21 protein-coding genes are annotated in these 21,551 nt (G+C 42.8%); 16 read left to right on the top strand and 5 right to left on the bottom strand.

Annotated features, from left to right (window positions below; genetic code table 11):
* Positions 1 to 45: 45 nt before the first annotated feature.
* Positions 46 to 999, bottom strand: a complete 954-nt coding sequence (locus BS614_RS21915) for a hypothetical protein (protein ID WP_074095564.1) — start codon at positions 997 to 999, stop codon at positions 46 to 48.
* A gap of 241 nt (positions 1,000 to 1,240) precedes the next feature.
* On the bottom strand, positions 1,241 to 1,882 hold the full coding sequence (locus BS614_RS21910) for a spore coat protein (protein ID WP_074096949.1): 642 nt from the start codon (positions 1,880 to 1,882) through the stop codon (positions 1,241 to 1,243).
* 139 nt (positions 1,883 to 2,021) lie between these two features.
* Between BS614_RS21910 and BS614_RS21905 the strand changes: the two genes are divergently transcribed.
* From BS614_RS21905 to BS614_RS21895, 3 genes are all read left to right on the top strand, one after another.
* Positions 2,022 to 2,558 carry a hypothetical protein gene (locus tag BS614_RS21905; protein ID WP_074095563.1) on the top strand — a complete coding sequence of 179 codons (537 nt, stop codon included), beginning with the start codon at positions 2,022 to 2,024 and terminating at the stop codon, positions 2,556 to 2,558.
* A 29-nt stretch (positions 2,559 to 2,587) separates the two neighbouring features.
* Positions 2,588 to 3,316: a DUF1361 domain-containing protein gene (locus tag BS614_RS21900; protein WP_074095562.1), complete on the top strand. Its 729-nt coding sequence runs from the start codon at positions 2,588 to 2,590 to the stop codon at positions 3,314 to 3,316.
* 389 nt (positions 3,317 to 3,705) lie between these two features.
* Entirely contained in the window at positions 3,706 to 4,578 is an 873-nt protein-coding gene (locus BS614_RS21895; RefSeq protein WP_244898178.1) for a serine hydrolase domain-containing protein, read from the top strand.
* 83 nt (positions 4,579 to 4,661) lie between these two features.
* Here BS614_RS21895 and BS614_RS21890 read toward each other — a convergent pair whose 3' ends face one another.
* The gene (locus tag BS614_RS21890) at positions 4,662 to 5,642 is read right to left on the bottom strand and encodes a serine hydrolase domain-containing protein (RefSeq protein ID WP_074095561.1); all 981 of its coding nucleotides are present in this window, start codon (positions 5,640 to 5,642) and stop codon (positions 4,662 to 4,664) included.
* 255 nt (positions 5,643 to 5,897) lie between these two features.
* Between BS614_RS21890 and BS614_RS21885 the strand changes: the two genes are divergently transcribed.
* The 6 genes from BS614_RS21885 (at position 5,898) to BS614_RS21860 (ending at position 11,046) form a co-directional block, all read left to right on the top strand.
* Positions 5,898 to 6,167 (top strand): DUF6809 family protein, encoded by a 270-nt coding sequence (locus BS614_RS21885; protein ID WP_074095560.1) that lies wholly within the window; start codon positions 5,898 to 5,900, stop codon positions 6,165 to 6,167.
* Between the two features lie 284 nt (positions 6,168 to 6,451).
* Positions 6,452 to 7,759, top strand: a complete 1,308-nt coding sequence (locus tag BS614_RS21880) for an SPFH domain-containing protein (RefSeq protein ID WP_074095559.1) — start codon at positions 6,452 to 6,454, stop codon at positions 7,757 to 7,759.
* The gene (locus tag BS614_RS21875; protein WP_157116169.1) at positions 7,759 to 8,502 is read left to right on the top strand and encodes a hypothetical protein; all 744 of its coding nucleotides are present in this window, start codon (positions 7,759 to 7,761) and stop codon (positions 8,500 to 8,502) included. The genes BS614_RS21880 and BS614_RS21875 overlap by 1 nt, the downstream gene beginning before the upstream one ends.
* A gap of 18 nt (positions 8,503 to 8,520) precedes the next feature.
* Positions 8,521 to 8,892, top strand: coding sequence for a DUF3784 domain-containing protein (locus tag BS614_RS21870; RefSeq protein ID WP_074095557.1), 372 nt, complete (start codon positions 8,521 to 8,523; stop codon positions 8,890 to 8,892).
* A gap of 20 nt (positions 8,893 to 8,912) precedes the next feature.
* Positions 8,913 to 9,404 carry a hypothetical protein gene (locus BS614_RS21865; RefSeq protein WP_074095556.1) on the top strand — a complete coding sequence of 164 codons (492 nt, stop codon included), beginning with the start codon at positions 8,913 to 8,915 and terminating at the stop codon, positions 9,402 to 9,404.
* Between the two features lie 289 nt (positions 9,405 to 9,693).
* The gene (locus tag BS614_RS21860; RefSeq protein WP_074095555.1) at positions 9,694 to 11,046 is read left to right on the top strand and encodes a glucoamylase family protein; all 1,353 of its coding nucleotides are present in this window, start codon (positions 9,694 to 9,696) and stop codon (positions 11,044 to 11,046) included.
* Positions 11,047 to 11,227: 181 nt separating this feature from the next.
* Here the strand turns inward: BS614_RS21860 and BS614_RS21855 are convergent, their stop codons facing one another.
* Positions 11,228 to 11,380 carry a TetR family transcriptional regulator C-terminal domain-containing protein gene (locus tag BS614_RS21855; protein WP_244898352.1) on the bottom strand — a complete coding sequence of 51 codons (153 nt, stop codon included), beginning with the start codon at positions 11,378 to 11,380 and terminating at the stop codon, positions 11,228 to 11,230.
* A 319-nt stretch (positions 11,381 to 11,699) separates the two neighbouring features.
* Positions 11,700 to 13,238, bottom strand: a complete 1,539-nt coding sequence (locus BS614_RS21850; protein WP_074095554.1) for a hypothetical protein — start codon at positions 13,236 to 13,238, stop codon at positions 11,700 to 11,702.
* Between the two features lie 161 nt (positions 13,239 to 13,399).
* On the opposite strand from BS614_RS21850, the gene BS614_RS21845 reads away from it, so the two are divergent.
* The 7 genes from BS614_RS21845 to BS614_RS21815 all read left to right on the top strand — a co-directional run bounded on the left by BS614_RS21845 (position 13,400) and on the right by BS614_RS21815 (position 21,507).
* A complete protein-coding gene (locus tag BS614_RS21845) occupies positions 13,400 to 14,206 on the top strand; it encodes a helix-turn-helix transcriptional regulator (protein WP_074095553.1) in 807 nt (268 codons plus the stop codon).
* A 135-nt stretch (positions 14,207 to 14,341) separates the two neighbouring features.
* A complete protein-coding gene (locus BS614_RS21840; protein ID WP_074095552.1) occupies positions 14,342 to 15,298 on the top strand; it encodes an aldo/keto reductase in 957 nt (318 codons plus the stop codon).
* A 137-nt stretch (positions 15,299 to 15,435) separates the two neighbouring features.
* A complete protein-coding gene (locus BS614_RS21835; protein ID WP_074095551.1) occupies positions 15,436 to 16,032 on the top strand; it encodes a cupin domain-containing protein in 597 nt (198 codons plus the stop codon).
* Between the two features lie 177 nt (positions 16,033 to 16,209).
* Entirely contained in the window at positions 16,210 to 16,890 is a 681-nt protein-coding gene (locus tag BS614_RS21830; RefSeq protein WP_074095550.1) for a hypothetical protein, read from the top strand.
* A 547-nt stretch (positions 16,891 to 17,437) separates the two neighbouring features.
* Entirely contained in the window at positions 17,438 to 19,027 is a 1,590-nt protein-coding gene (locus tag BS614_RS21825; RefSeq protein ID WP_074095549.1) for a methyl-accepting chemotaxis protein, read from the top strand.
* Between the two features lie 24 nt (positions 19,028 to 19,051).
* Positions 19,052 to 19,477, top strand: a complete 426-nt coding sequence (locus BS614_RS21820; RefSeq protein WP_017687852.1) for a chemotaxis protein CheW — start codon at positions 19,052 to 19,054, stop codon at positions 19,475 to 19,477.
* A 14-nt stretch (positions 19,478 to 19,491) separates the two neighbouring features.
* Positions 19,492 to 21,507 carry a chemotaxis protein CheA gene (locus BS614_RS21815; protein ID WP_074095548.1) on the top strand — a complete coding sequence of 672 codons (2,016 nt, stop codon included), beginning with the start codon at positions 19,492 to 19,494 and terminating at the stop codon, positions 21,505 to 21,507.
* Positions 21,508 to 21,551 lie beyond the last annotated feature (44 nt).

The raw sequence follows: 21,551 nt of genomic DNA, 5'->3' as shown, positions 1-21,551 counted from the left end.
ACTGCCGCTTTTTTGGCATTTCACATTTTGCGATTCAGCATCCGATTATTCACGGTCAAATTGTTGTTGAACAGGTTCAATGATTGCTCTGACTTCAGGTGTAAGCTCATCATTGTTCTGATTGAGAACCAGTAAAATCTTTTCCATAGTGTCCAGAAGAACACTCTCCGTATTGGGCTCCCGCTTAGCCAAAGCTTTCTCGTAAGCCTTTTTCACCTCAGGGGCCATGGTGCGGATTTCTTCGTCCGTGTACCAATCATAAGCAGGCGTGTTGTCACTTCCGTAAAACAGATAATCCACAAATAACCCTTGCTTCACTGCTGATGTACGATTGGAATTCGGGAAGTTGTTCAAAAAGGCTTCTTTCTCCAATGCACGCTGGATTAATTCGTTCCAAGAGATGATAATGCCACCATCTGAAGTTGTCATTTGGTTGGACTCGGTAGCCATAATATCAATGTACGCAGCAATATCAGCCTTAACAAAAGGCTTGAACTTTTGATATATCTCATAATTGATGATAGGGTAATACAAGCCTTCACTGGTTTCCAGTTTGAACCCGAGATCAGATGCTTCCTGCAGAAGTTTCTTCGCTGTCGGATCTTTAATTTCTTTGAGCAGACGACTATATGTAAGCTTCTGTTCGTAACCAAGTTGTTCATGGGCTTGAGATATGGCCTGTTGAAATTGTTCCGTATACATTTGGTAGTCCATATTAGCCAATTTCACGTTCTGCATGTTCTCCAGTTGCAGCGTCATTAGTGTGGCCTGCCAAGGGTCGACTTTATCGATATGATTCATCAGGTATTTACGCGCTTTAACCAGACTTTCTGTGGACTTCACTGCTTCTGTTCGATAGGTTTGGAACTGATGATACACCGCTTTGGAAGCGGGAACAGGTGCAGCCAGTGTTGTTGAAGGTGTGATTGTTGCGCCAATGGCAGTACAGCCGAGAGCCATAGCCAGTAAACCAAGTTTAGCAGGTTGCTTCCATCTCATTTGTATACCTCCCCATAATGAAGAAAAAGCCATTTGAATTCTCGTATAACGGCATTTCACCCTATTTTATATGTATGATCCGTAAGTTGAATATGTACGGGTTTGTCTTTGATTAAACCAGTTTCTGGTAAGCGAATCAAGTGTCTTCGGTAGGAAAATGATTACAAATAATGAAAGAACAGCCCCTAAAACCCGAAAGGGTTAAAGAGACTGTTCTGGGGAAGCGGATTTTATTTTCTAATTAATGAAGTGGTTTATTGTTAATAGGCATCTGAGGTGCTCCGGTTGCTGGAATGTATGCCTGAAGCATCTGTTGTGTATCACTTGGAGTGAGTTGAGGTACTTGATAATAGGCGTTTTTATTCTGGAACATGAAAATTTCATAGGCCATCTCGATAAAATGCTGGATCTGAGAAGCGATGACTCGGCGAACCGTTCCATTCGTGATCTCGCTGCAAGACATGCCGAGCAGACTCGCATGTGACTTAATCAGTCCCAACATATGAGCGCTAATCCCGGCATCCTTTACATCAGCCAAGCTCTGGTTTGGCTTTTTCGGTGCTGAGGGCTTAAGGCCATATACCGGTGGTACGATGTTGGGGATCATATAGGTTGCTGTCTCTTGATGAGGTTTCTGTCCGGATGCAAAACACTCTGCTGTCAGATTGTACTGGGATAATATGAAATTATACTGCCGGTCCAGAATGCCAATCAGTTCCTGGCTCTGCACAAATGTACGAAAGATCATGTATTGATCCAGCACGTTAATGGTGGAGGACAGAATCTCATGCACATCGAACATCTCATGGCCACCATGATTCATGTTAGGGGTGACATTTGGATTAGCATTCAATGTGGGTTGTACTAAATTTTGAGGGTGCATCGAATTTGGATTCATTGTAAATTTGATTCTCCTTTGGTAAATGGTATGATTCTAGTATGCTTGGAAAGTAGTAAATTTATGTAATGTGTATGGATAAAAGCGTACGCACAAATAGGAATAGGTATGGTGGTGGTTAAAGATGGAAGAGACCGATTGGGGTGTAGCAAAGGATTGGTTCGTCAAACATTATGGGAGCGCTATACAGATGCATCGAGAAGGCGTATATGCCGACTATAAGCGATGGGACGTACCCCAAGAGTTAGAGGAACAATGGATAGGGGAGCGGATTCAACAATTAAGTTCCGAGCTGTCTATCATGAATTGGGATGCGGTGGATGAACTTGCGGTGATTGCCAAACATCGGACAGAACCAAGTATAATTAAGGCCATTACAGCATTTGCTTCAAGACAATTGAAGAGTGCGGACAGTATGGTTCGTCTCGTGTATGCTGAACGTCTGATTGAGCTGATCAAACGGTATGAATCCTCTCTGCCGATGGACAAGTTACGGGAAACCTATCAATTGACGATGGACTTGCTGGTCGATGTGGCGACGAAACCGTTGGTGCTTGATCCAGGGCATGAATTACAGCAGTATGGATTAAAGGATAAACGTGGATTGAATTTGCGTGTGGAAAAGAATAAGGAAGAAATCATCCGATATTTTCGAAACTAATTGAATTTTATCAAGTGAGGTCAGAATCATTGAGAAAACTGAATTATATTCGCATATTTATTTTCCTTAGTGTGGTTACTATAGTAACGCTTGGCTTGTACTATGTAGCCGCAGATTGGCTGGATCAGCGTTATTTCCGCTTCCTGATCTGGAATCTGTTCTTGGGCTGGATTCCTTTTGTGTTCTCTTATGCATCCTATCTTCTAAGTGATGTGAAATGGAAAGGTGCTGCATGGCTAGCAGTCGCAAGTGGGCTGCTGTGGTTGTTATTTTTCCCGAACTCTTCTTATATTGTTACGGATTTGATTCATCTTACAGCGAGAAGTTCCCGGTATTATGGTGGGAACGGAGTGGACTTCACGTATTGGTACGACTTAAGTGTTGTATTAATGTTTGTCTGGACTGGACTCCTGCTTGGATTCCTGTCGATGTATCAGCTTCAGGAAGTGATCTATCACCGAATTGGACGCTGGGCATCCTGGATCTTTGTACTGGCAGGTTGTGCTTTGGGAAGTTATGGGGTCTTGCTTGGACGTGTATATCGACTGAATAGCTGGGATGCACTGACGAATCGCGAGACGCTGATTGAACTGATGCACGAAAGTGTAAGCCGTCCGTCTCTGGCGTTTTGCCTGTTTTTTGGCACGTTTATCACTACAATCTATGCCACATTGTATTATCTGATCAATACGAGGGCTCCCCGTGAAACGAAGAAGAGTGCAGGAAGTCCCGAGTCGGACCTGCAAGCGTTACGCTAATTCATGTTGCCTCGAGACATACAGCCAGATAGACTTACAGTAAAACGAGTGGAACAAGTGATTGAACAGCATTTGAGCATGTTTTGTCAAACGTAATCTTACGTTGTCTGAAGAAGGGTTATTTCCTTTTATAAGGGAGTAATCCTTCTTTTTATGAAAATATGGCAGGTATGCAGGATATGACGAAGAATTAAGAATGAGAATGTAATGAATACATAGATAAGTAGGTGAACAACAAAATGTTGAATGCAGTAGAGCTGACAACAAAAGTAGAAGAAGTCATGGAACGCGTTAATTTTTCGGGTGTTGTATTACTCCAGCAAGCCGGGAAAACCCTTTTGAATATGAAACGTGGTTAAGCAAATCGCAGTGAAGAACTTGCCAATCAGGTGGATACACGCTTTGGAATTGCATCTGGATGTAAGATCTTCACGGCAGTGAGTATATGCCAACTAATTGAAGCGGGCAAGTTGTCTGCGGATTCCAAGCTTACGGATGTATTGGATGTGGAGTTTCCACTATGGGACGAAGGAGTTACCATTCAGCAGTTGTTAACACACACGTCAGGCATTCCGGATTATTTCGATGAAGAAGTGATGAATGACTTTTCAGAATTATGGAAAGACAGACCCGTCTACGCGATGCGGAGATTAAGTGACTTTCTGCCCATGTTTCAGCATCTGCCGATGAAGTCTGCTCCGGGTGAACGTTTTCATTACAATAATGCGGCTTTCATTGTGCTGGGGCTTATCGTGGAACAACATTCAGGACTGTCGTTTACAGATTATGTGGAAGAGCATATTTTCAAAAGTTGTGGCATGAAGAACTCCGGTTATTTCGTAACAGATCAGCTCCCGCGTAACACAGCTTTAGGGTATATCGATCATGAAGATGGCTCCTGGAACACCAATGCGTTCTCTATTCCTGTCAAAGGTGGATCAGATGGCGGGGCCTATGTTACAGCACCGGATATGATTCGATTTTGGGATGCTTTGCTGGGTCACGAATTGTTGAATGAAGAGACAACACGGCAGTTATTAACTCCACACGCTCATCAAGAGGATGAAGAGCACTATGGGCAGGGGATCTGGATTGACCGCAAGGGGGAAGAGATTTTCAAATTTCATGTCATGGGCTTTGATCCAGGGGTGTCGTTTATGTCTTCCGTGTACCCGGCCTATGATCTACAACTGGTTGTGATCTCTAATCAAGAGTCTGGTCCGTATCCAATAACGATTGCCATCGAAGAAGCTTTGGCATGACAAATAAACCCTCAACCAATGGTCAGGTTATGGCCACAAGGTTGGGGGGCATTGGTCAAACAGGGTAAAAGGACTGCTTGTGTTTATAACATTTTCCATAGCTCAGGGGCAATTAATCGAGGGAAAACATCCAGTGGAGGTTTCTCTTTCTTTCGTTTGTCATTGGTTAACACGGTAACCAGTTCGAGCTCTGGGACAATATATACATACTGACCACCAAATCCTCGCGCGTAATAATAATGGAGATTGGATTTGTCGTCTACAGCAGCAATATTTTCAGTGGCAGACCTTTCATTCGGATAGACATCCTCCCACCAATGCCAAGCATAACTGCCGTGATTCGGTGGAGTGACTGTAATAAAAGGCTGCGTCGAACGAGATACGAGATCACTTGAAATGAGAGACTCCCCCTCCCACATACCTTGCTGTAGAAACAGCTGACCGAATTTCAGCAGATCTACGGGTAACATTTTAAGACCGAATCCGCCAGTATGTACACCTTGAGGGTCGCTTTCCCATTCATAATCCTTAATTCCCAGCGGGCCAAAAAGATAACGTTCCGCGAACTCGGCTACGTTCATACCTGTATTTTGCATCAGGATGGCGGATAGGATCTGTGATACTCCGGAGTTGTACTCCATATATGTACCCGGTTCATGGCTTAGGCGTTGTTCCAACGCAAAATCCACCCAATGATCGGTGCGGGTCATGCGTGGGAATGAATTTTGCCCGCCGAACTCATCCCAATTGAATCCGGCTGTCATGGTAAGCAGATGTTCCAGCGTGATCGAAGGTTTACGCAGGTCAGGATCGGATGTCAACTGTGGGAAAAAGGTGGAGATTGGGGCTGATGCCTCTGGCAACAAGCCTTTATCCATCGCTATACAGATGAGTGCGGATATCACACTCTTGGTACATGAATTGATTTTTGCAATATCGGTCGCAGCCTCTTGGTTGCGGTAGTGTTCGTACATAATCTCACCGCGTACGCTGACGAGGCAGCTTCGCAGATCCAGCGGCGGAATGATTTGTTGTAACTTGGATGACAGTGATGAAGGATTCATAGTGTCCTTTCTGTGCGGTTGATTTGTTATAGGATTTTGTAGCAATCGGTGTCCATTATCTTAGCATACTCCCGAGGTAGGGCTCAACAATCGCTACATTATTATGTCAAAGCAAGCATGCAAAATGCGATAACCTTTGAAAGATATAAGAAATCATATGCGAATATTGCATAATTCCCTAGCATTGTCTGTCAAACTTATATAATTGTCATGAGAAGAGCACAAGACATTTATTAGAGGAAGGAGGGCTGTGATGTGGGAAATATAATAGAAGAAATCTATTATGGTAATCTGAGGCCAGAGGAGAATATTGTTCCTAAAGATTCGGAGTATCGATCTATTCATAAGGAGATTACAGCTTGTATCGAAAAATTTCAGAGAAAGCTTTCGGAGGATGACTTTAAACAACTCGAGGTATTGTTTGATATGATGGATCAAGTCCACTCTATACATTCAAAAGAGGCTTTTGCGAGTGGTTTCAAAATTGGAATGTTGATTATGATCGAGAGTGGATACTCAAGCTAAGATTTTGATTTTTCATAATTTGTGGTTATATAGTTAACCTCTTTCCTATGAACATATGGAAGAGGTTTTTACTAATATGAACATGCCAATATAGGAAAAATATCATATGAAAAATGAACTATGTTAGTGCGTATTAAGGTTAGAAATGGTAAAATATCAATGCCTAAACATGGAACAAGTAGATGAAAGACAATTAAATATAGGAAATAGTGTAGAATCAGTGTTTTAGCAAAAGAACTTTTTAGTAAATTATAGTAATCTAATACTGAATTGAGGAATTGAACATGGCGATTATTGACGTAATTAAGTATGATGGCTCACCTGATGTGTTTGCTTGGAAACATCCCGAGACTGAACTGGGAACATGGACTCAGTTAATTGTGAATCAATCTCAACAAGCAATTCTTTTCAAGGATGGAAGAGCGCTTGATATGTTTGGACCCGGAAGGCATACGCTGAGTACTGCGAATATCCCAATCTTGAACCGTCTCGTTAACCTTCCGTTCGGAGGAAAGTCACCTTTTGCAGCAGAAGTATGGTATGTCAATCAAGTAAGCGCATTGGACGTTAAATGGGGAACGGCGAATCCGATTCAGATCCAGGATCCCAAGTATAATATTATTGTTCCCGTAAGAACATTTGGACAAATGGGAATTAAAATTTCGGATTCACGAAAATTTTTGGTCAAGCTTGTGGGAACACTGCCTGAGTTTAACCAAGCTAATATGATTAATTACTTCCGTGGGTTGATTATCATGAATATTAACTCCATGTTGTCATCATATCTAATACATAGAAAAGTAAGTGTTTTGGAGATCAATGCATATATCGCCGAGATATCACGACATTTTGCAGATACGGTAGCTTCTACTTTTGAAGAATTTGGTATTGAGTTAATCAACCTGTATATTCACAATGTTAATCTGCCTGAAGAAGACCCTTCAGTCATTCGATTAAGAGAAGCGTTGGCACGCAAAGCTGAGATGGATATTATTGGGTACACATATCAGCAAGAACGTTCGTTTGATACGCTTGAAGGTGCAGCGAAGAATGAAGGAAGCATGCAGTCAGACATCATGGGCGCAGGGCTTGGTATGGGCATGGGGGTTGGTCTGGGTGGTTCTTTCAGTGGCGAGATGTCCCAGATGTCTAAAGTGATGTCTACGAAGGAAACGCCTGCAGTAAGTATATGTAAGCAGTGCCATCATCCGAATCAGGAGAACAGCTCTTTTTGCAGCAAATGTGGCAATTCATTAGCCGAAAAATCGGTAGCAACAACAGATTGCAACAATTGTGGACATGCCTTGCCAAAGGGAACCAAATTCTGTCCTAACTGTGGTGACAAATACCATGCATGTCCTTCATGTGGGGCGGATAATGCGGAGAACGTATTGGAATGTATCCAATGTCATCAACCGATGCCTAGCCCATGCCCAAATTGTAACCATATGAATTCCGGTCATACAAAATTCTGTGGCAACTGTGGCACAAGTTTAAGCTTGAAATGTAGTCGATGCCAACATGAAGTAAAACCCGGCCAGAAGTTCTGTCTCGATTGCGGAAACAATCTGCAAGAAGGAGGACAGGCATAGTGATGGCAAAACGGAGCAATCTCTTGATTTTGGATGTCGTCTATTTAATATGCATGTTAGTATCATCAATCGTTTCTTTTACGCTGTTTAATCATGCGCTTCTGTCGTTTTCTTTTTGGATGAATCTCGTTGCTTCTTATGTAGCGATTACGGCTATTTGGATCTACGCGCGGTTCATCATGCAAAATATGGATCGGTTTAAACGGTTTGTTCCAGGTTACACAGCTTTAGGTGTAGTATTAGGTATTTATCTGATTTGTGTGATGATCTACACGTTGTTAACAGGTTCAGCAGATCATGCGCTTCGCTGGTTCGTATTGTTACACACGTTAACGATTGCGATCGCAATTATTTTGTGCGGAATCATTATGATCTATATTCAGAGTGTGCGCCGTCATGAAACAGATGAACATACAAAAATCGCAAACTTACAATTAATCGAAAAAGCCTTACAGCAATTGCTTCATACCATGGTGCAACATTCCGTCCTAACTGTGGAAGAGGAGCGCAAAACCGTTCAGTCATTAATTGAACTTGTAAAGTATAGTGACCCAATCACTCCGGATTCCCTTGAGAAAAATGACCGCCAGATCTTGCTGGACATTGAGTTGATGAACAGTGAGCTTGCAAATCAGTACGAAGCAGGGGAATTGGTAAATAGTGAACGTTTTGCTTCGCAACTATCCCAGTTAAAGTTCCGTTTGAAAGAGCGCAATCAACAGATCATGACAAGCAAATCATAAATTGCAGGAGGAAACGCGGTGAAGAAATTTTTTGGCATTTTATTCATTATCCTTTCGTCCGTGACGATCCTGTTATCTTTAATATTAATATCCGAAGGAACAGAAACGGCCATTATCAGTACAATTATTCTTTTTATCCCTGGGGTTATCGTACTTGTTACAGGCATTAAAATGTGTGGTCGACCTAAATCTCATTCTAACACTAATCCATACCAGCATTATGATTCTAATGATAAGCAAGATCAGGAAGATCAGCATCATGAGAAATATGACGAGACACCTCAAGAATCTGTAGCCGTGAATTGTTCAGGGTGTGGAGCCAAGGTAAAGGTATATCCTACTTTGTCTGCGGATTGTGAGTATTGCGGAACAACGATGAGGATCTCGTAAACTGCATAGGAGGAATCGTGTTGTTAAGGAAGTTATTTGGACTCTTTTTCATGTTTTATGCCATTGCTATACCCATACGATTACTTATGGAAGAGAATATCGTAGATCAATTGAATATAGTTCTTGTAGTTGAAATTATTATCGTTGAATTTTTATTTTTGTTTTTTGGTATTAAATTGCTTAGGAAAAAACGTGTTAGTAAAAAGCGTGTCCCAGAACGAAAGTTTTATGGAGGAGACTATGGAGGTCATCTTGATCGCGAAACTCCGAATCCACGTACTTATTCAAATTACAATAGCAACACCGTGAATTACAGCAGTCATAATACAATTAACTATACAGAGATCAATTTTTCGGATAAGGAAAACACTGAAGAGAAAGTCGATGAAAAAGTTGAAGAGCCACAAAGGCCTATTTCAGTGAGTTGCCCGGGATGTGGGGCGAAGGCAAAAGTATTTCCTAAGCAATCAACGGACTGCGAGTATTGCGGAACAACAGTTGTAGCAAATTAGAACGGTTCAGAATGGATACGTGAAGGGTTAAGCCTGATTCCTATGGAGTCAGGCTTTTTATCTCTTCAATTTTGAATCTAAAAGACCCTCAAACGATCAAATACGTCATATAATTCCACGTGAGTTACCTTAATGTGGTCCCTTTAATGAAACGTTTCGAATTTACATTTATTAATAATCCATATTATATTCAGTATTTGTAAGCGTTCTATTTTCTTGTTTACGGAAATGGGAAAATTATGATAACATATACACGAAACGTTTCGAATCCATTTGAAGGGAGAAAATCATGAAAAAAGTAAAACAATTCAGCTTCATTTTAACTTTTTGTCTGTTAGCTAATCTAGCTTTAACTCCTATGGCTTCAGCAGGTGACTCAAGCAATTTAATTGGATTCCGAGCAGAATTGAAAGCGATTGCATATAAGACCTATACGTTTTTTGAGGACTATACGGATCAGAGCACCGGCTTGACTTACGATGAAGTACGGCACACTGAAAACGGGATAGAAGAAGCTAAACGTACCTCGCCCACAAACATCGCAATGTATATGATGAGTACCGTTTCAGCGCAACAATTGGGCATTATTTCAAAGAAAGAAGCTGTACATCGCCTGCAAACAACTATAAATTCCCTCGAAAAGTTAGAAAAGTGGAACGGTCTATTTTATAACTGGTATAACACAGATGACGGATCAGTGAAGAAAGATTGGGGACAATTTATTTCCCAAGTCGATAATGGCTGGTTATCCGCTGGTTTAATTGTTGTTGGGCAAGCCTATGAAGAACTTCATGGGGAAACAAGCAAGTTAGTTACAAATATGAATTATACTCCGCTATATGATCCTGAAGTCGGCCAATTCCGCGGAGGTTATGATGTGGCTAAAGGCGCGCTGACGGACCACCATTATGGGATGTTTTATACGGAACCACGTGTAGGCAGCTATATTGCCATTGGGAAAGGTGACGTTCCCCAAGATCATTGGTGGAAGATGTATCGCACATTACCCCAAGAATGGGATTGGCAAGCTCAGATTCCTCAAGGCAAATCCGTTAAGTACGATGGAGTGGATGTGTTTGAAGGAAGTTATGTATACAATGATAAAAAGTTCGTACCAAGCTGGGGAGGTAGTATGTTTGAAGCTCTTATGCCCGGTATGGTCATAAAGGAAAAAGACCTGGGTACTCAAGCTTTGGGATTGAACAACCAGCGTCATGTCGAATTGCAAATCGAATATGCCAAAGAAAAAGGGTATGCCGCATGGGGCTTCTCACCTTCTGCCACTCCGACAGGTTACAGTGAGTTTGCAGCAACACCGTTGGGTACCTCAGGTTATAAAGATGGAGCAACGGTAACAGCACACGCATCATTCCTTGCCTTGGAATATGCCCCTGAAGCTGTTCGAAAGAACATTAAAGCTTTAAAGAAATTCAAAATGGTAGGTAAATATGGTCTCTATGACTCAGTCAATGTTGAAACGGGAGAACTTACAAAAGCTTATCTGGCACTGGATCAAGGGATGATTATGGTATCGATCGCCAACTATCTTCAAGATGGCGTTATACGCGATTATTTTCACAGTGATGTGATAGGGCAGACGCCAGAAGAATTATTGAAAAAAGAAGTGTTTTCCATTCAATAAAGAGTTGCTTTAGATTAGAGCAAGTTCACTAACGAAATGGGACGAAGATAAAAAGATGGGCGGAACGAAGCAGGGTATCAGCATGCTTCGTTCCGTTTTTGTGTTTACCACTGATAATGAAGTCGCAGATCGATTAGATTATGGAATTTATTCGGAAAAAAAGGCATTTACAATGGCGATTTTAAGATTTACGTTGTGGGGCATAAGCGCAAAGAAAGACGCGTACGCCTTCGGTGATGATATGTTTAGTTTGTTCCTCCTCTAACGTCCCGATTTTTCCCGGTTGATTGAATACCAATAAAAACGTTAATGCAGCGAAGTGCTTTGCAGCCATTTTAGGATCAATCACATGAAGCAGTCCGTTTGAGCGACCCAAGGTTCTGCCCAAGTCATGTCGAATTGCTTTGAGATGGGCGAGGCCGCGGCAATTCTGGCGGAGAAAGGCTCACGCCAAACACGCTAGTTAGCATATGGGAATAAATCACAATTAAGTTATGCCCACCAGCTCCATAAATTGAGAGAGAGCACTTGTCATGTATGAGTCACGTCGTCTTATTGAAAATAGAGTGCAAGAAATTCTACTCATGCAATAAAAGGGTCCACTAATGTTCATAACAGGACCCTTTTTGTGTAAACAACGGTTTATTGGTGAACTAGAAATCCCTCAAACGATCAAATATCTCATATAATTCCTCGTGATTAACCTTAATCAAATCATCTTGACGCAGTTCCAAATACTGCTGTAATTGATCCAGCAACTCCGTTAGAACAACATAAATCTCTTCCCGCTCAACAGTTTCAATAAAGCCGGACTTGGCATCCATCTTGTTGAAGGTCTGTGTGTAGTTCTCAACCATGGAGACGAGCTGTTTGTGCACAGCTTCCTGATTGTTAAAATCTTGACTTAATTGCCGGATTTCCTTCAAGCACTGCTTGTACAATTGAGCTGCTTTTTTGGCTTGTGCCGCCTTGATGTGGCCCCGCCCATCCCAATCCCGAAATGGATTGTTCAGGTTCTCCGCAAGCCATTCCGGTTTGCGTGCTTTGGTGATCTCCATATCAAGTCCGGCAGCAGCGAATTTTTTATATCTTGTTTTGATCGATTTGGCTGCATCGGCAGGAAGGCTGGTTAGCCACAGCGTAGCCAATTGTGGAAGTTGCTCTGGATCAGGGAATTCTTCACCATTGAAGCCGAACAGGTCATATGTAGTGAAGGTCTGCAAATTTGCCAAATGCTGAATCGATTCTATATGGTATACATTGCCGGGTTTACCCCACAATCGCAACTCTGAAAGCTCAGGATAATACTGAACAAGTGGCTCCAGATTGAGCTCCGTGATATCTCTGATATGCAGACCTTCAAGTCGTGAGATACCCGTAACCTGTGGCAGGCCAGATGGAACATTGAGAGTGACGCATTTACCGTCTTCATAAGCCAAGATACGCAGATCAGGAGACAACTCTCCTGTGAAATTCAGACTTTTCATCTTTGTGTTCAAAATTAACTCCTTCAACCCGCTGACATCCACAATAAGTTTGGTCAGATGGCTGTTGCTGATATCGAGCATCGTTTGACCATGATGTATGATATGAAGTTCATTAATGAACGGGTTGTCCTCTATAAATGGAAAGATTGATTCCGTATATCCATCCATTTCAATATGTGTCAGACAAGGTAGCTTTGCGAGTTCGGCTACATCTTCAGAAGATGTAGGGTTGAAATCGCGGAGTGTACTCGTACTGCGCCGCATTACACGATCGCCAACCATCACATCTTCGTGATCATCCGAAGCTTGTTTGAACTGCGCTCTTCGGATCGCATCGATACCTTCCCATTCACGCTGGAGATAGAGACTTTCTCCGATCGGCCAGCCTCCGCCATACGTATTCGTTTCCTCGGTGTAGAGCGGAGGGATATTGCCTGCAAGCACATACTGTGAAGGAACATTAGCACTCACGAAACTATGGGCAAGTCGATCATTCCAGAAATAAAAATTACAGATCAGTGGTTTCATCTGATGAAGCTGCGTTTCATTAGGCAGTTGATCACCAGTCCAATCCAACTGAAGGACGGAGGCAAGCGTGTCAGAAGTTTTACCCTCTGTTTCTTTCAGTCCAGTTACCTGGCAGGCTGTATATTGTTGTAATTTTTCGACGTACACGCAGTACACATCTCCAACATTGGGAATCATGTTATGCTCCTTTCGCTCTGTATCAATCGATGCTAAGCTACTTGTAAACCAAGTATTCTGTAGAACTAATAATAGATGGATTATATCAGAGTCATTCAGAGACTACCATTTTGGATAGAGTCGAATAGGCTTGAATACTTTTATAAAAAGGAACGATGTCTATGGATACAAGTATGAGCCGTAACAAAAAACTGGGTGAGTTTTTGAAATCGCGGAGAAGCCGCATTCAACCGGAACAAGTTGGATTGTCAGGATCTTATGGACAGCGAAGAACACCTGGTCTACGGCGGGAAGAAGTAGCGGTATTGGCTGGTGTCAGTGCAACGTATTACACGTGGCTCGAACAGGGGAGGGAGTTGGCGGCTTCACGAGAAGTGATGCAGAGTATAGCGAATGCGCTCCGTTTAACCCTGGAAGAGAAGAGTCATCTGTTTGACTTATGGGACCCTAATACGGAACATGAATTCCTTGCTTCGTATTCACAACTGGAGCCAGGGTGGCAGAGCATTATTGGCCAGTTGACTCATCCTTCCTTTATTACCAATGAACGTTCTGAGGTACTTGCCTGGAATGAAGCTGCAGATATGAACCTCTTCAACTTCTCGTCGATGAATATGAATGAGCGTTTAATGATGCGGATTTTATTTCTGGATACAGCGCTCAGGGAGCGTATGCACAACTGGGAGGAATTCGCGCGGCACTCGGTAGCCGTATTCCGTACGTATTATGACAAGTATCCGAGTGACCCCGAGTTTAGCAGAATCGTGAAACAATTGAGTGAAGAAAGTATAGACTTCCGAACGATCTGGAACCTGCACCAAGTTGAACTGAAACAAGTCAATCGTGTCCTGCTTGAAACGACGGATCGGGCAGATGGCGTTGTGCATGCATACGATATCTTTTCCATGAATAATCTGAACAGCCAATCAGGCATTCATTGTTGTATTTACGTTCCTGTTTCCATATAGAAAATTGATCAAACTGGTAATTTCTTTACTAGCATAAACAGAGTGTGGTTGGGACCTCGGGAGTGAAATAGAATGAACTCAAGTTCATACGTATCTAGTTAACGTTTCTATTTCAAGATGAAAAGAGGGAGCCACATGCTCAAAACAAGAACACTGGGAAATGATAAATTACGAATATCTGCGCTCGGCCTGGGTGTGATGATGATGCCGGATAATGACGAATCTGTACATACCATTCAGGGTGCGCTGGATGCAGGAGTCACCATGTTTGATACGGCGGATCTGTACGGAGAGTATGAAAAACAGCGATTTGGAGGGAATGAAAAACTGCTTGGACGCGCGCTTCAAGGTCGAAGATCCAATGCAATCGTTGCCACCAAATTTGGTATAACACACACGCAGGGCCCCAAGGGAGATCCAGCCTACATCAAAAAATCAGTAGATGCGAGTCTCTACAACCTGGGAATGGATTATATCGATCTGTATTATCAACATCGTCCTGATCCGAATACACCCATTGAAGAGACGGTAGGCACGCTTGCCGATCTGGTTCAACAGGGGAAGATTCGATATATTGGTTTGTCCGAAGCGCCAGTAGAGATCATTCGGCGTGCACATGCTGTTCATCCGATTACAGCGTTGCAGACCGAATATTCATTATGGAGTCGAGAGCTTGAGGATGAGATTATGCCTGTCCTGCATGAATTGAACATTGGCTTGGTTCCATACAGTCCATTGGGGCGGGGCTTCCTGACAGGTCAGATCCGTTCCATAGACGATCTGCCGGAAGATGATTATCGTCGTCACTATCCGCGTTTCCAAGGTGAGAACTTTCAGAAAAATCTGGAGGTTGTTGGATTGATCCAAGAGATGGCTAAGCAAAAAGGATGTACAGTCTCTCAACTTGCTCTGGCTTGGTTGCTTGGAAAGGGAGAACATATCGTTCCGATCCCGGGGACTCGCAACCTGGAAAGAGTTCACGAGAACTTAGGGGCGCTACAGGTTTCGCTTACGGATGATGAGATGAACCAGATTGATCACATATCACCCCAAGGCATTGCAGCCGGAGGCAGATTCCCTGGTCAAGTCTAGTTTGTTTATACATGATTCTAAGAAACCTAAAGTTCAGGATCAAAACAATATATAACATGTGTCAACGGTATTATCTTTCTATTCTCCGGCATACAGTACAACAATGAGATGTACGCCCAAGGAGGAGAAATGATCGTATGATGAATCCGATTTTGCAAGCCCCGAATGTTCCGTTAGCTGCCGATTCCAATGCGGTTGTCAACTATCAGAGGGATTCACGCAACTATATAACCCAGTTGTTTGGAGAACAGCTGCCGACCATTGCGAATGGTTTCTTCAACGTGTACTTAAGCAAAGGAATTATTGTGCAGCCGCACTGGCACACCAATGTCACGGAGATGGTTGTGGTTATCACCGGTGAAATTACAGCGTCAGTCTTCAATCCGTTTACACGTGAACGATTGACATATCGTCTGAAACCAGGTCAGGTTGTGGTATTTCCGAAAGGCTGGTTTCACTGGTTTGTGGCTGAGACAGATGATGTATATGTATTAACTATCTTCGATCAACCAACGCCTGATATTGTGTTTGGAGCGGATTTCTTGGCAGCTACACCGCCGGAGGTGGCTCACCGCGCGTACTGTTTGGATGAAGAGGCATATGCGAGAGCTGTTGCTTCCATTAAAAATGATGCCATTCTGGGCCCTCCAATAGGGTGTGATACGCAGGTTTCTGATCAATCGACTTCACCTTCCAAGACGTCCGTGTCACCATCCAATAAGCTGAAATCTTAAGTCAAGATTCCTTATTCATTATCAAAGTACACAGCCTGTAACTGGAGAATATCAGTTGCAGGCTTTTTGATGTGTCAATGTAATAATCGTATGATAAAAATTCAAAATGCCTGAGTCAGTGTGTTACGTTCTCTGTTAGTATAGTATGAACATCCAACCAAAACGGAGGACTCATGAATGAACATGTCAGAAATGAAAACGCTTGAAACTGCAATGAGTTATGCACCTATTTTGATGTTTGACAGAGCCGAACCCTTTTATCCTGATTTTGTTGGCATTTCTGTGTTGCATCAATCTGGGCCTTCACCATCGTTCAGAAGGGACATTAAGTTTCCGACCGAGGTAGTACAATATGTAATTGAATATGCAATCTGGTGGGATTATGAGATTGGACATCTGTATGAAATGGAGCATGTATGGGTTTATGTGGGTCATGACGGAGAGGTAGTGGACTGTGAAGCCAGCTTTCATGGGAAGGTACTGCGCGGATTGTTGAAGGAACGGGTCAATGTGGTTGGACATCATGTATGTCTGTACTCGCAGCCTGGCAAACATGCTTTCTCACCACTTCCGGTTGTATTTGAGTTATTGCCAAACCTGTATAGTGCAGCAGGCGCCGAAGCTGGATGTGATGGGCTACTTGTGAATGAGTTGTTTCAAGATTATTTTGAAACAAATGAACAGATCGATGCTCAGGTGGAGCGTTATCTGCAGACCAAAGCGTTTGTACCTACCATGGAGTTCGAAGATTATTTACTAAAACCGGAGATGTTCATGACGTGGGATAATCTGTTTGGTATTATTCCGCACAGGATTAAGGACCGCTTAATGGAGCTGGAGCAGTTATATAACACATAAGTGATTAGTTTTAAATGGATTTTGTGTTAATTTAAAGTGTATTTTTTCGCTTCAAAACCAAACTTTGTTGATTCGGGTTTGGTTTTTTTATGGGAAAATGGACTCAGTATGAGTAAGGATTTATTAGACTTAAGTCTTGAAATGTTGAGTGTGTACAGCAAAATACATAATTTTTTTGCATCAAAAATGATATTTGTTAGACGTAAGAACTATACAACTTCTTATGTAAATATAAGAAGACCATGTCACATGAAATTTTGTATGGAGATGTATGTGTAAGTCAATGAAGAATATTGATTATACGTATATATGTAAATGGAAAAATCAATTTAATAGGTAAAAAGTATAAATTATATTAAAAAGAAGATTCTTTATATCTGAAATAAAAATTCATAATAGTGCAAATTTATAGAAATAAAAATCTCCTATTCAGTTTTAATATATTTATGTCGAAATAGATCGTAAGTTGTCTGGAGCGCGAACTAGAGAAGGGTTTACCAAGCGTTATATACATAACTGGACACTACGATGCCTAGGAGGAGATTACATGAAGTGGTTTGGAAATTTGAAAACAGCAACAAAGATTATCTCAGCGTTTTTAATTGTGTCGATAATCCTAGCGGGGCTTGGCGTCTACTCTGTAGTAACATTGAGAAGTACGAATGAACGAATGCAAGAGATGTATAACAACAATCTAATCTCTGTCAAAGAATTATCCTCTGCTCAGATTGATTATCAAAGAATGCGTGTGAACGTGCGTGATTTGAGCTTCGAAACCGTAGAAACCGAAAAAATTCGGATCACGGAGAACATCGCTTCGATCCGTCAGAGTGTGAATGATCGCCTGACCATCTATCGTCCGCTTGCAACAACCCCTGAAGAAATAGAGTTACTCCGTAATTTTGATGCGGAATATCCAGGTTATTTAACAATGTTTGAACGAGCAACTAATCTGGCTGTCGCAGATGATCAAAGTGCCTTTAATACCTACCTTAAAATTGAGCTTAAACCACAAGGGGACAAAATTGTTGAGCTCCTTACCAACTTAATCGACCTTAATGAAAGTTTGGCTGAACAGGCGAATATACAATCTCAGGCTGCCTATTCACAAGCATTTAAAGTAACGATAATTCTTGTAGTTCTATCCGTACTCTTCAGTATCCTCATTGGATATATCATCTCTCGCTCCATTTCGAAGCCACTCATGGCCATGCTGGGTCTAGCTACGGAAGTTGCCAACGGAAATCTTACCCTTAAGTCAGACATCTCCAGCAAAGATGAAGTGGGTCAACTAGCCGCGGCACTGAATCGGATGGTCGATAATCTGAAAGAGTTAATTAACAATATCGTGATGAACTCCCAAAGTGTTGCTGCTTCTTCGGAACAGATCTCAGCCAGCACACAGGAAATTGCGAGCACCAGCACAAGCCAATCCAGTGAGGCGGGAAATATCTCCGAATTGTTCAAGGAGCTTTCACTTGCCATTAACTCCGTCGCTGCAAGCGCGGAAGAAGCGGCTGAACTGTCCAACGATACGGTGAAGACTGCTCGTGAAGGTGGACTTGTTGTACAGACTTCATTGGAAGGTATGCAAGCTGTTAATACAAAAATGACCAAGCTTGAAGATGATTCTCGTAAAATTGGTGACATCATTGAAGTGATTGACGATATTGCTGAGCAGACCAATCTGCTTGCGCTGAATGCTGCAATTGAAGCGGCACGTGCGGGAGAACAAGGGCGAGGATTCGCCGTAGTAGCAGATGAAGTCCGGAAGCTTGCCGAACGAAGTGGTGAGGCGACCAAAGAAATTACAGCCATCATCAAAGCAATGCAGGAAAATACGAGACAAAGTGTGCAAGCCGTAGCAGCCAGTGTTGAGCAGTCTTCCATGACTGGACAGGCGTTTGATCAGATTATTGATATGGTCAATAACTCCTCGCAGAAAGTAAACGAAATCGCAGCTGCATGTGAGGAAGAGGCGGCTCAAGCGGCAGAAGTGATGAGTTCTGTTGAATCCATCTCAGCTTCCAGTGAGGAATCTGCGGCTGCGTCAGAAGAGACTGCGGCAACCTGCCAGTCTTTGGCACATCTGGCGGAAGAGCTGGCGAATTCTGCAGCTGCCTTCAAAACAAATTAAAAAAATTGAATTGAGGGTGAATCGATGTCTTCACTTCAGAAGGAACAATATATTGAACTGTCTGTAGGTGCAGAGACTTGCGCCATTCGAATAGAAGAAATTCACGAAATCATTAAAATGCTCAGCATCACAGATATCCCATTCAGCCGCCCAGAGATTAAAGGGGTAGTTAATCTGCGTGGCAAGGTTGTATGTGTGATGAGTCTGCGGAACCTGCTGGGTATGCCGGATGAACCGGACACCAGAGCGACTCGTATTATCGTAGTTCGGCATCAGGAAGAATATATTGGCTTGATCGTGGATCGCGTGAACAAGGTAACCACATATTCGGAAATACATCCGCCAACCGGCGGATATGGTCGTAACCGTGAAGGTTTATTCCATGGTGTGGGTCAACAGGAAGACAAGCTTGTGGGCATTTTGAAACTGGACGAAATATTGGGCGGTTAGGGAGGTATATACGAATGATGGATTTGTCTGCCTACCGTGACATCTTTATCGAAGAACTGAATGATCAACTGGAACGTATGGATCAGTCTTTATTGGCATTGGAGCTTTCGCCTTCTGTAGAACTGGTTCAGACGCTGTTTCGGGCAGCTCATACCATCAAGGGATCGGCATCCACAATGGATTTCCGTGAATTAAGCGACCTCACGCATGAAGTGGAGTATGCTCTTGAATGGGTCCGGGAGAAAAAACCGGAGATGAATTCGGAGCTAATTGATACGTTGTTCCGCTCTTTGGACGCCATGAAGGTGCTTCGTGATCAGTACATCCGTGGGGAAGCCTATGCAGACTTTCGAGCGGTAGTACGAGAAATAAAGGATTTAATTCAGACCCCGACAGTAGTCGGGCAACTTAAAATACCTCAATTGCAACCATTAGAGTCGATTATGGCACAGGTAGCTATTGTGTCAGGCAAGCAGTTAATGTCCATTCATGTTGTGCTGGAGCAGAAGTGCATGATGAAAGCGGCCAGATATCATATTTTACGACAACGCATTGAGGACATCTGTGGTACGGTTGTCGCTACATCGCTCATGGAGAGCCAACCGGGCGCGCAGAATGAAGATGATCATTATGGTCAGTTCATCATCATCGTAGCAACGTCGAAGGACCCACAGCAGCTTAAGGCAGAGCTGTCTTCAGACTCGGATATTCATATGCTGGAGATTGATCCATATCTGCTGGAATCCAATGAGGTTGCAGCGACGTCTGCACCACTTGAATTAATCTCTGAAACAGAGCAAACGAAACCAAGCGTGACTACCGCAGCTACAACTGGTCCGGAAGAGAAAGTGAAAACGGCTCAACCTACGGTTCGTGTGAGTGTTGAACGTCTGGACCATTTGATGAATTTGGTCGGTGAACTGTTAATTGATCAAACATCCCTTGCAGATCTGAGTGGATCGGGTGCGCGTAAGGAGTCTTCAACACTCATCCGGAGTATTAGTGGTGTATCCGATCATATGGGCAGGGTGATCAAGGAACTTCAAGAAGGTGTAATGAAGACACGGATGTTACCCATTGATCAACTATTCAGTCGCTTCCCGAGATTGGTTCGTGACCTATCACAGAAGCTGGGTAAGGATCTGGAACTGGTTATTCAAGGTGGAGAGACCGAGCTTGATCGGATGATTATTGAAGAATTGAGTGACCCGCTGATCCATCTCATCCGCAACAGTGCAGATCATGGCATTGAAAGTGCAGAGGTTCGAGCGGAACTCGGCAAGCCGTCCAAAGGACGTATTACCTTAACTTCATTTCATGAAGAAAATCATGTTGTCATTCGTTATTCGGATGATGGCAAAGGTATCGATGGTGAGAAGATTAAAGCTTCCGCCTTGGGCAAAGGTATCATTAGTGAGGAACAGGCTGCACGCCTAACAACAGAAGAAGCTGTCCATCTCATATTTGAGCCCGGTTTCTCCACAGCTTCTTCTGTCAGTGAAGTATCAGGACGTGGTGTTGGAATGGACATCGTGCGTAGTCAGATTGGGCGACTCAACGGTATCATTGATATTGATACGGAGGTTGGTGTGGGTACCACGTTTACGATTCGTCTACCACTCACATTGGCGATTATTAAAGGTCTGTTAGTCAAAGTATCGGGTCGTGTTCTGATCTTGCCGATGTATAATGTTGCTGAGATTGTTCGAATTTCACCTGAAGATATTCAGATGATTCAGGGGCAACAAGCGATCCTGAATCATGGACGAATTGTACCTTTTCACCGATTGTGCGACAGGCTCAACTATCCACGAACAGACCGTAAATCCAAAACCATTCCACTGGTGATCGTGCGTTCCGTTGATAAAATTGCAGCTTACGCAGTAGATGAGATTATAGGAAATCAGGAAGTCGTTATTAAAACGCTAGGTACGTATCTGGGAGCGATGAACCATCTATCTGGCGCAACGATCCTTGGTAATGGTAAGGTTGCCCTTATATTGGACGCGTCCTATCTGGTGAGTCTTTAATCGTTAAGATATACACAAACATTATGCAGACCAAAGAGCCTCAT

Origin of the sequence: Paenibacillus xylanexedens, from assembly GCF_001908275.1 — a bacterium.
GTDB classification, from domain to species: domain Bacteria; phylum Bacillota; class Bacilli; order Paenibacillales; family Paenibacillaceae; genus Paenibacillus; species Paenibacillus xylanexedens_A.
Note: the sequence above shows the minus strand (reverse complement) of the source record. Positions and strands in the feature narration are given on the sequence as shown.

Bases quoted from the DNA above. Each gene is read 5' to 3' on its own strand.
- BS614_RS21830 (WP_074095550.1), top strand. From the start codon at position 16,210: ATGAACATGTCAGAAATGAAAACGCTTGAAACTGCAATGAGTTATGCA.
- BS614_RS21820 (WP_017687852.1), top strand. From the start codon at position 19,052: ATGTCTTCACTTCAGAAGGAACAATATATTGAACTGTCTGTAGGTGCA.
- BS614_RS21835 (WP_074095551.1), top strand. From the start codon at position 15,436: ATGATGAATCCGATTTTGCAAGCCCCGAATGTTCCGTTAGCTGCCGAT.
- BS614_RS21850 (WP_074095554.1), bottom strand. From the start codon at position 13,238: ATGATTCCCAATGTTGGAGATGTGTACTGCGTGTACGTCGAAAAATTA.
- BS614_RS21880 (WP_074095559.1), top strand. From the start codon at position 6,452: ATGGCGATTATTGACGTAATTAAGTATGATGGCTCACCTGATGTGTTT.
- BS614_RS21855 (WP_244898352.1), bottom strand. From the start codon at position 11,380: ATGGCTGCAAAGCACTTCGCTGCATTAACGTTTTTATTGGTATTCAAT.
- BS614_RS21825 (WP_074095549.1), top strand. From the start codon at position 17,438: ATGAAGTGGTTTGGAAATTTGAAAACAGCAACAAAGATTATCTCAGCG.
- BS614_RS21845 (WP_074095553.1), top strand. From the start codon at position 13,400: ATGGATACAAGTATGAGCCGTAACAAAAAACTGGGTGAGTTTTTGAAA.
- BS614_RS21905 (WP_074095563.1), top strand. From the start codon at position 2,022: ATGGAAGAGACCGATTGGGGTGTAGCAAAGGATTGGTTCGTCAAACAT.
- BS614_RS21890 (WP_074095561.1), bottom strand. From the start codon at position 5,642: ATGAATCCTTCATCACTGTCATCCAAGTTACAACAAATCATTCCGCCG.
- BS614_RS21910 (WP_074096949.1), bottom strand. From the start codon at position 1,882: ATGCACCCTCAAAATTTAGTACAACCCACATTGAATGCTAATCCAAAT.
- BS614_RS21915 (WP_074095564.1), bottom strand. From the start codon at position 999: ATGAGATGGAAGCAACCTGCTAAACTTGGTTTACTGGCTATGGCTCTC.
- BS614_RS21815 (WP_074095548.1), top strand. From the start codon at position 19,492: ATGATGGATTTGTCTGCCTACCGTGACATCTTTATCGAAGAACTGAAT.
- BS614_RS21840 (WP_074095552.1), top strand. From the start codon at position 14,342: ATGCTCAAAACAAGAACACTGGGAAATGATAAATTACGAATATCTGCG.
- BS614_RS21860 (WP_074095555.1), top strand. From the start codon at position 9,694: ATGAAAAAAGTAAAACAATTCAGCTTCATTTTAACTTTTTGTCTGTTA.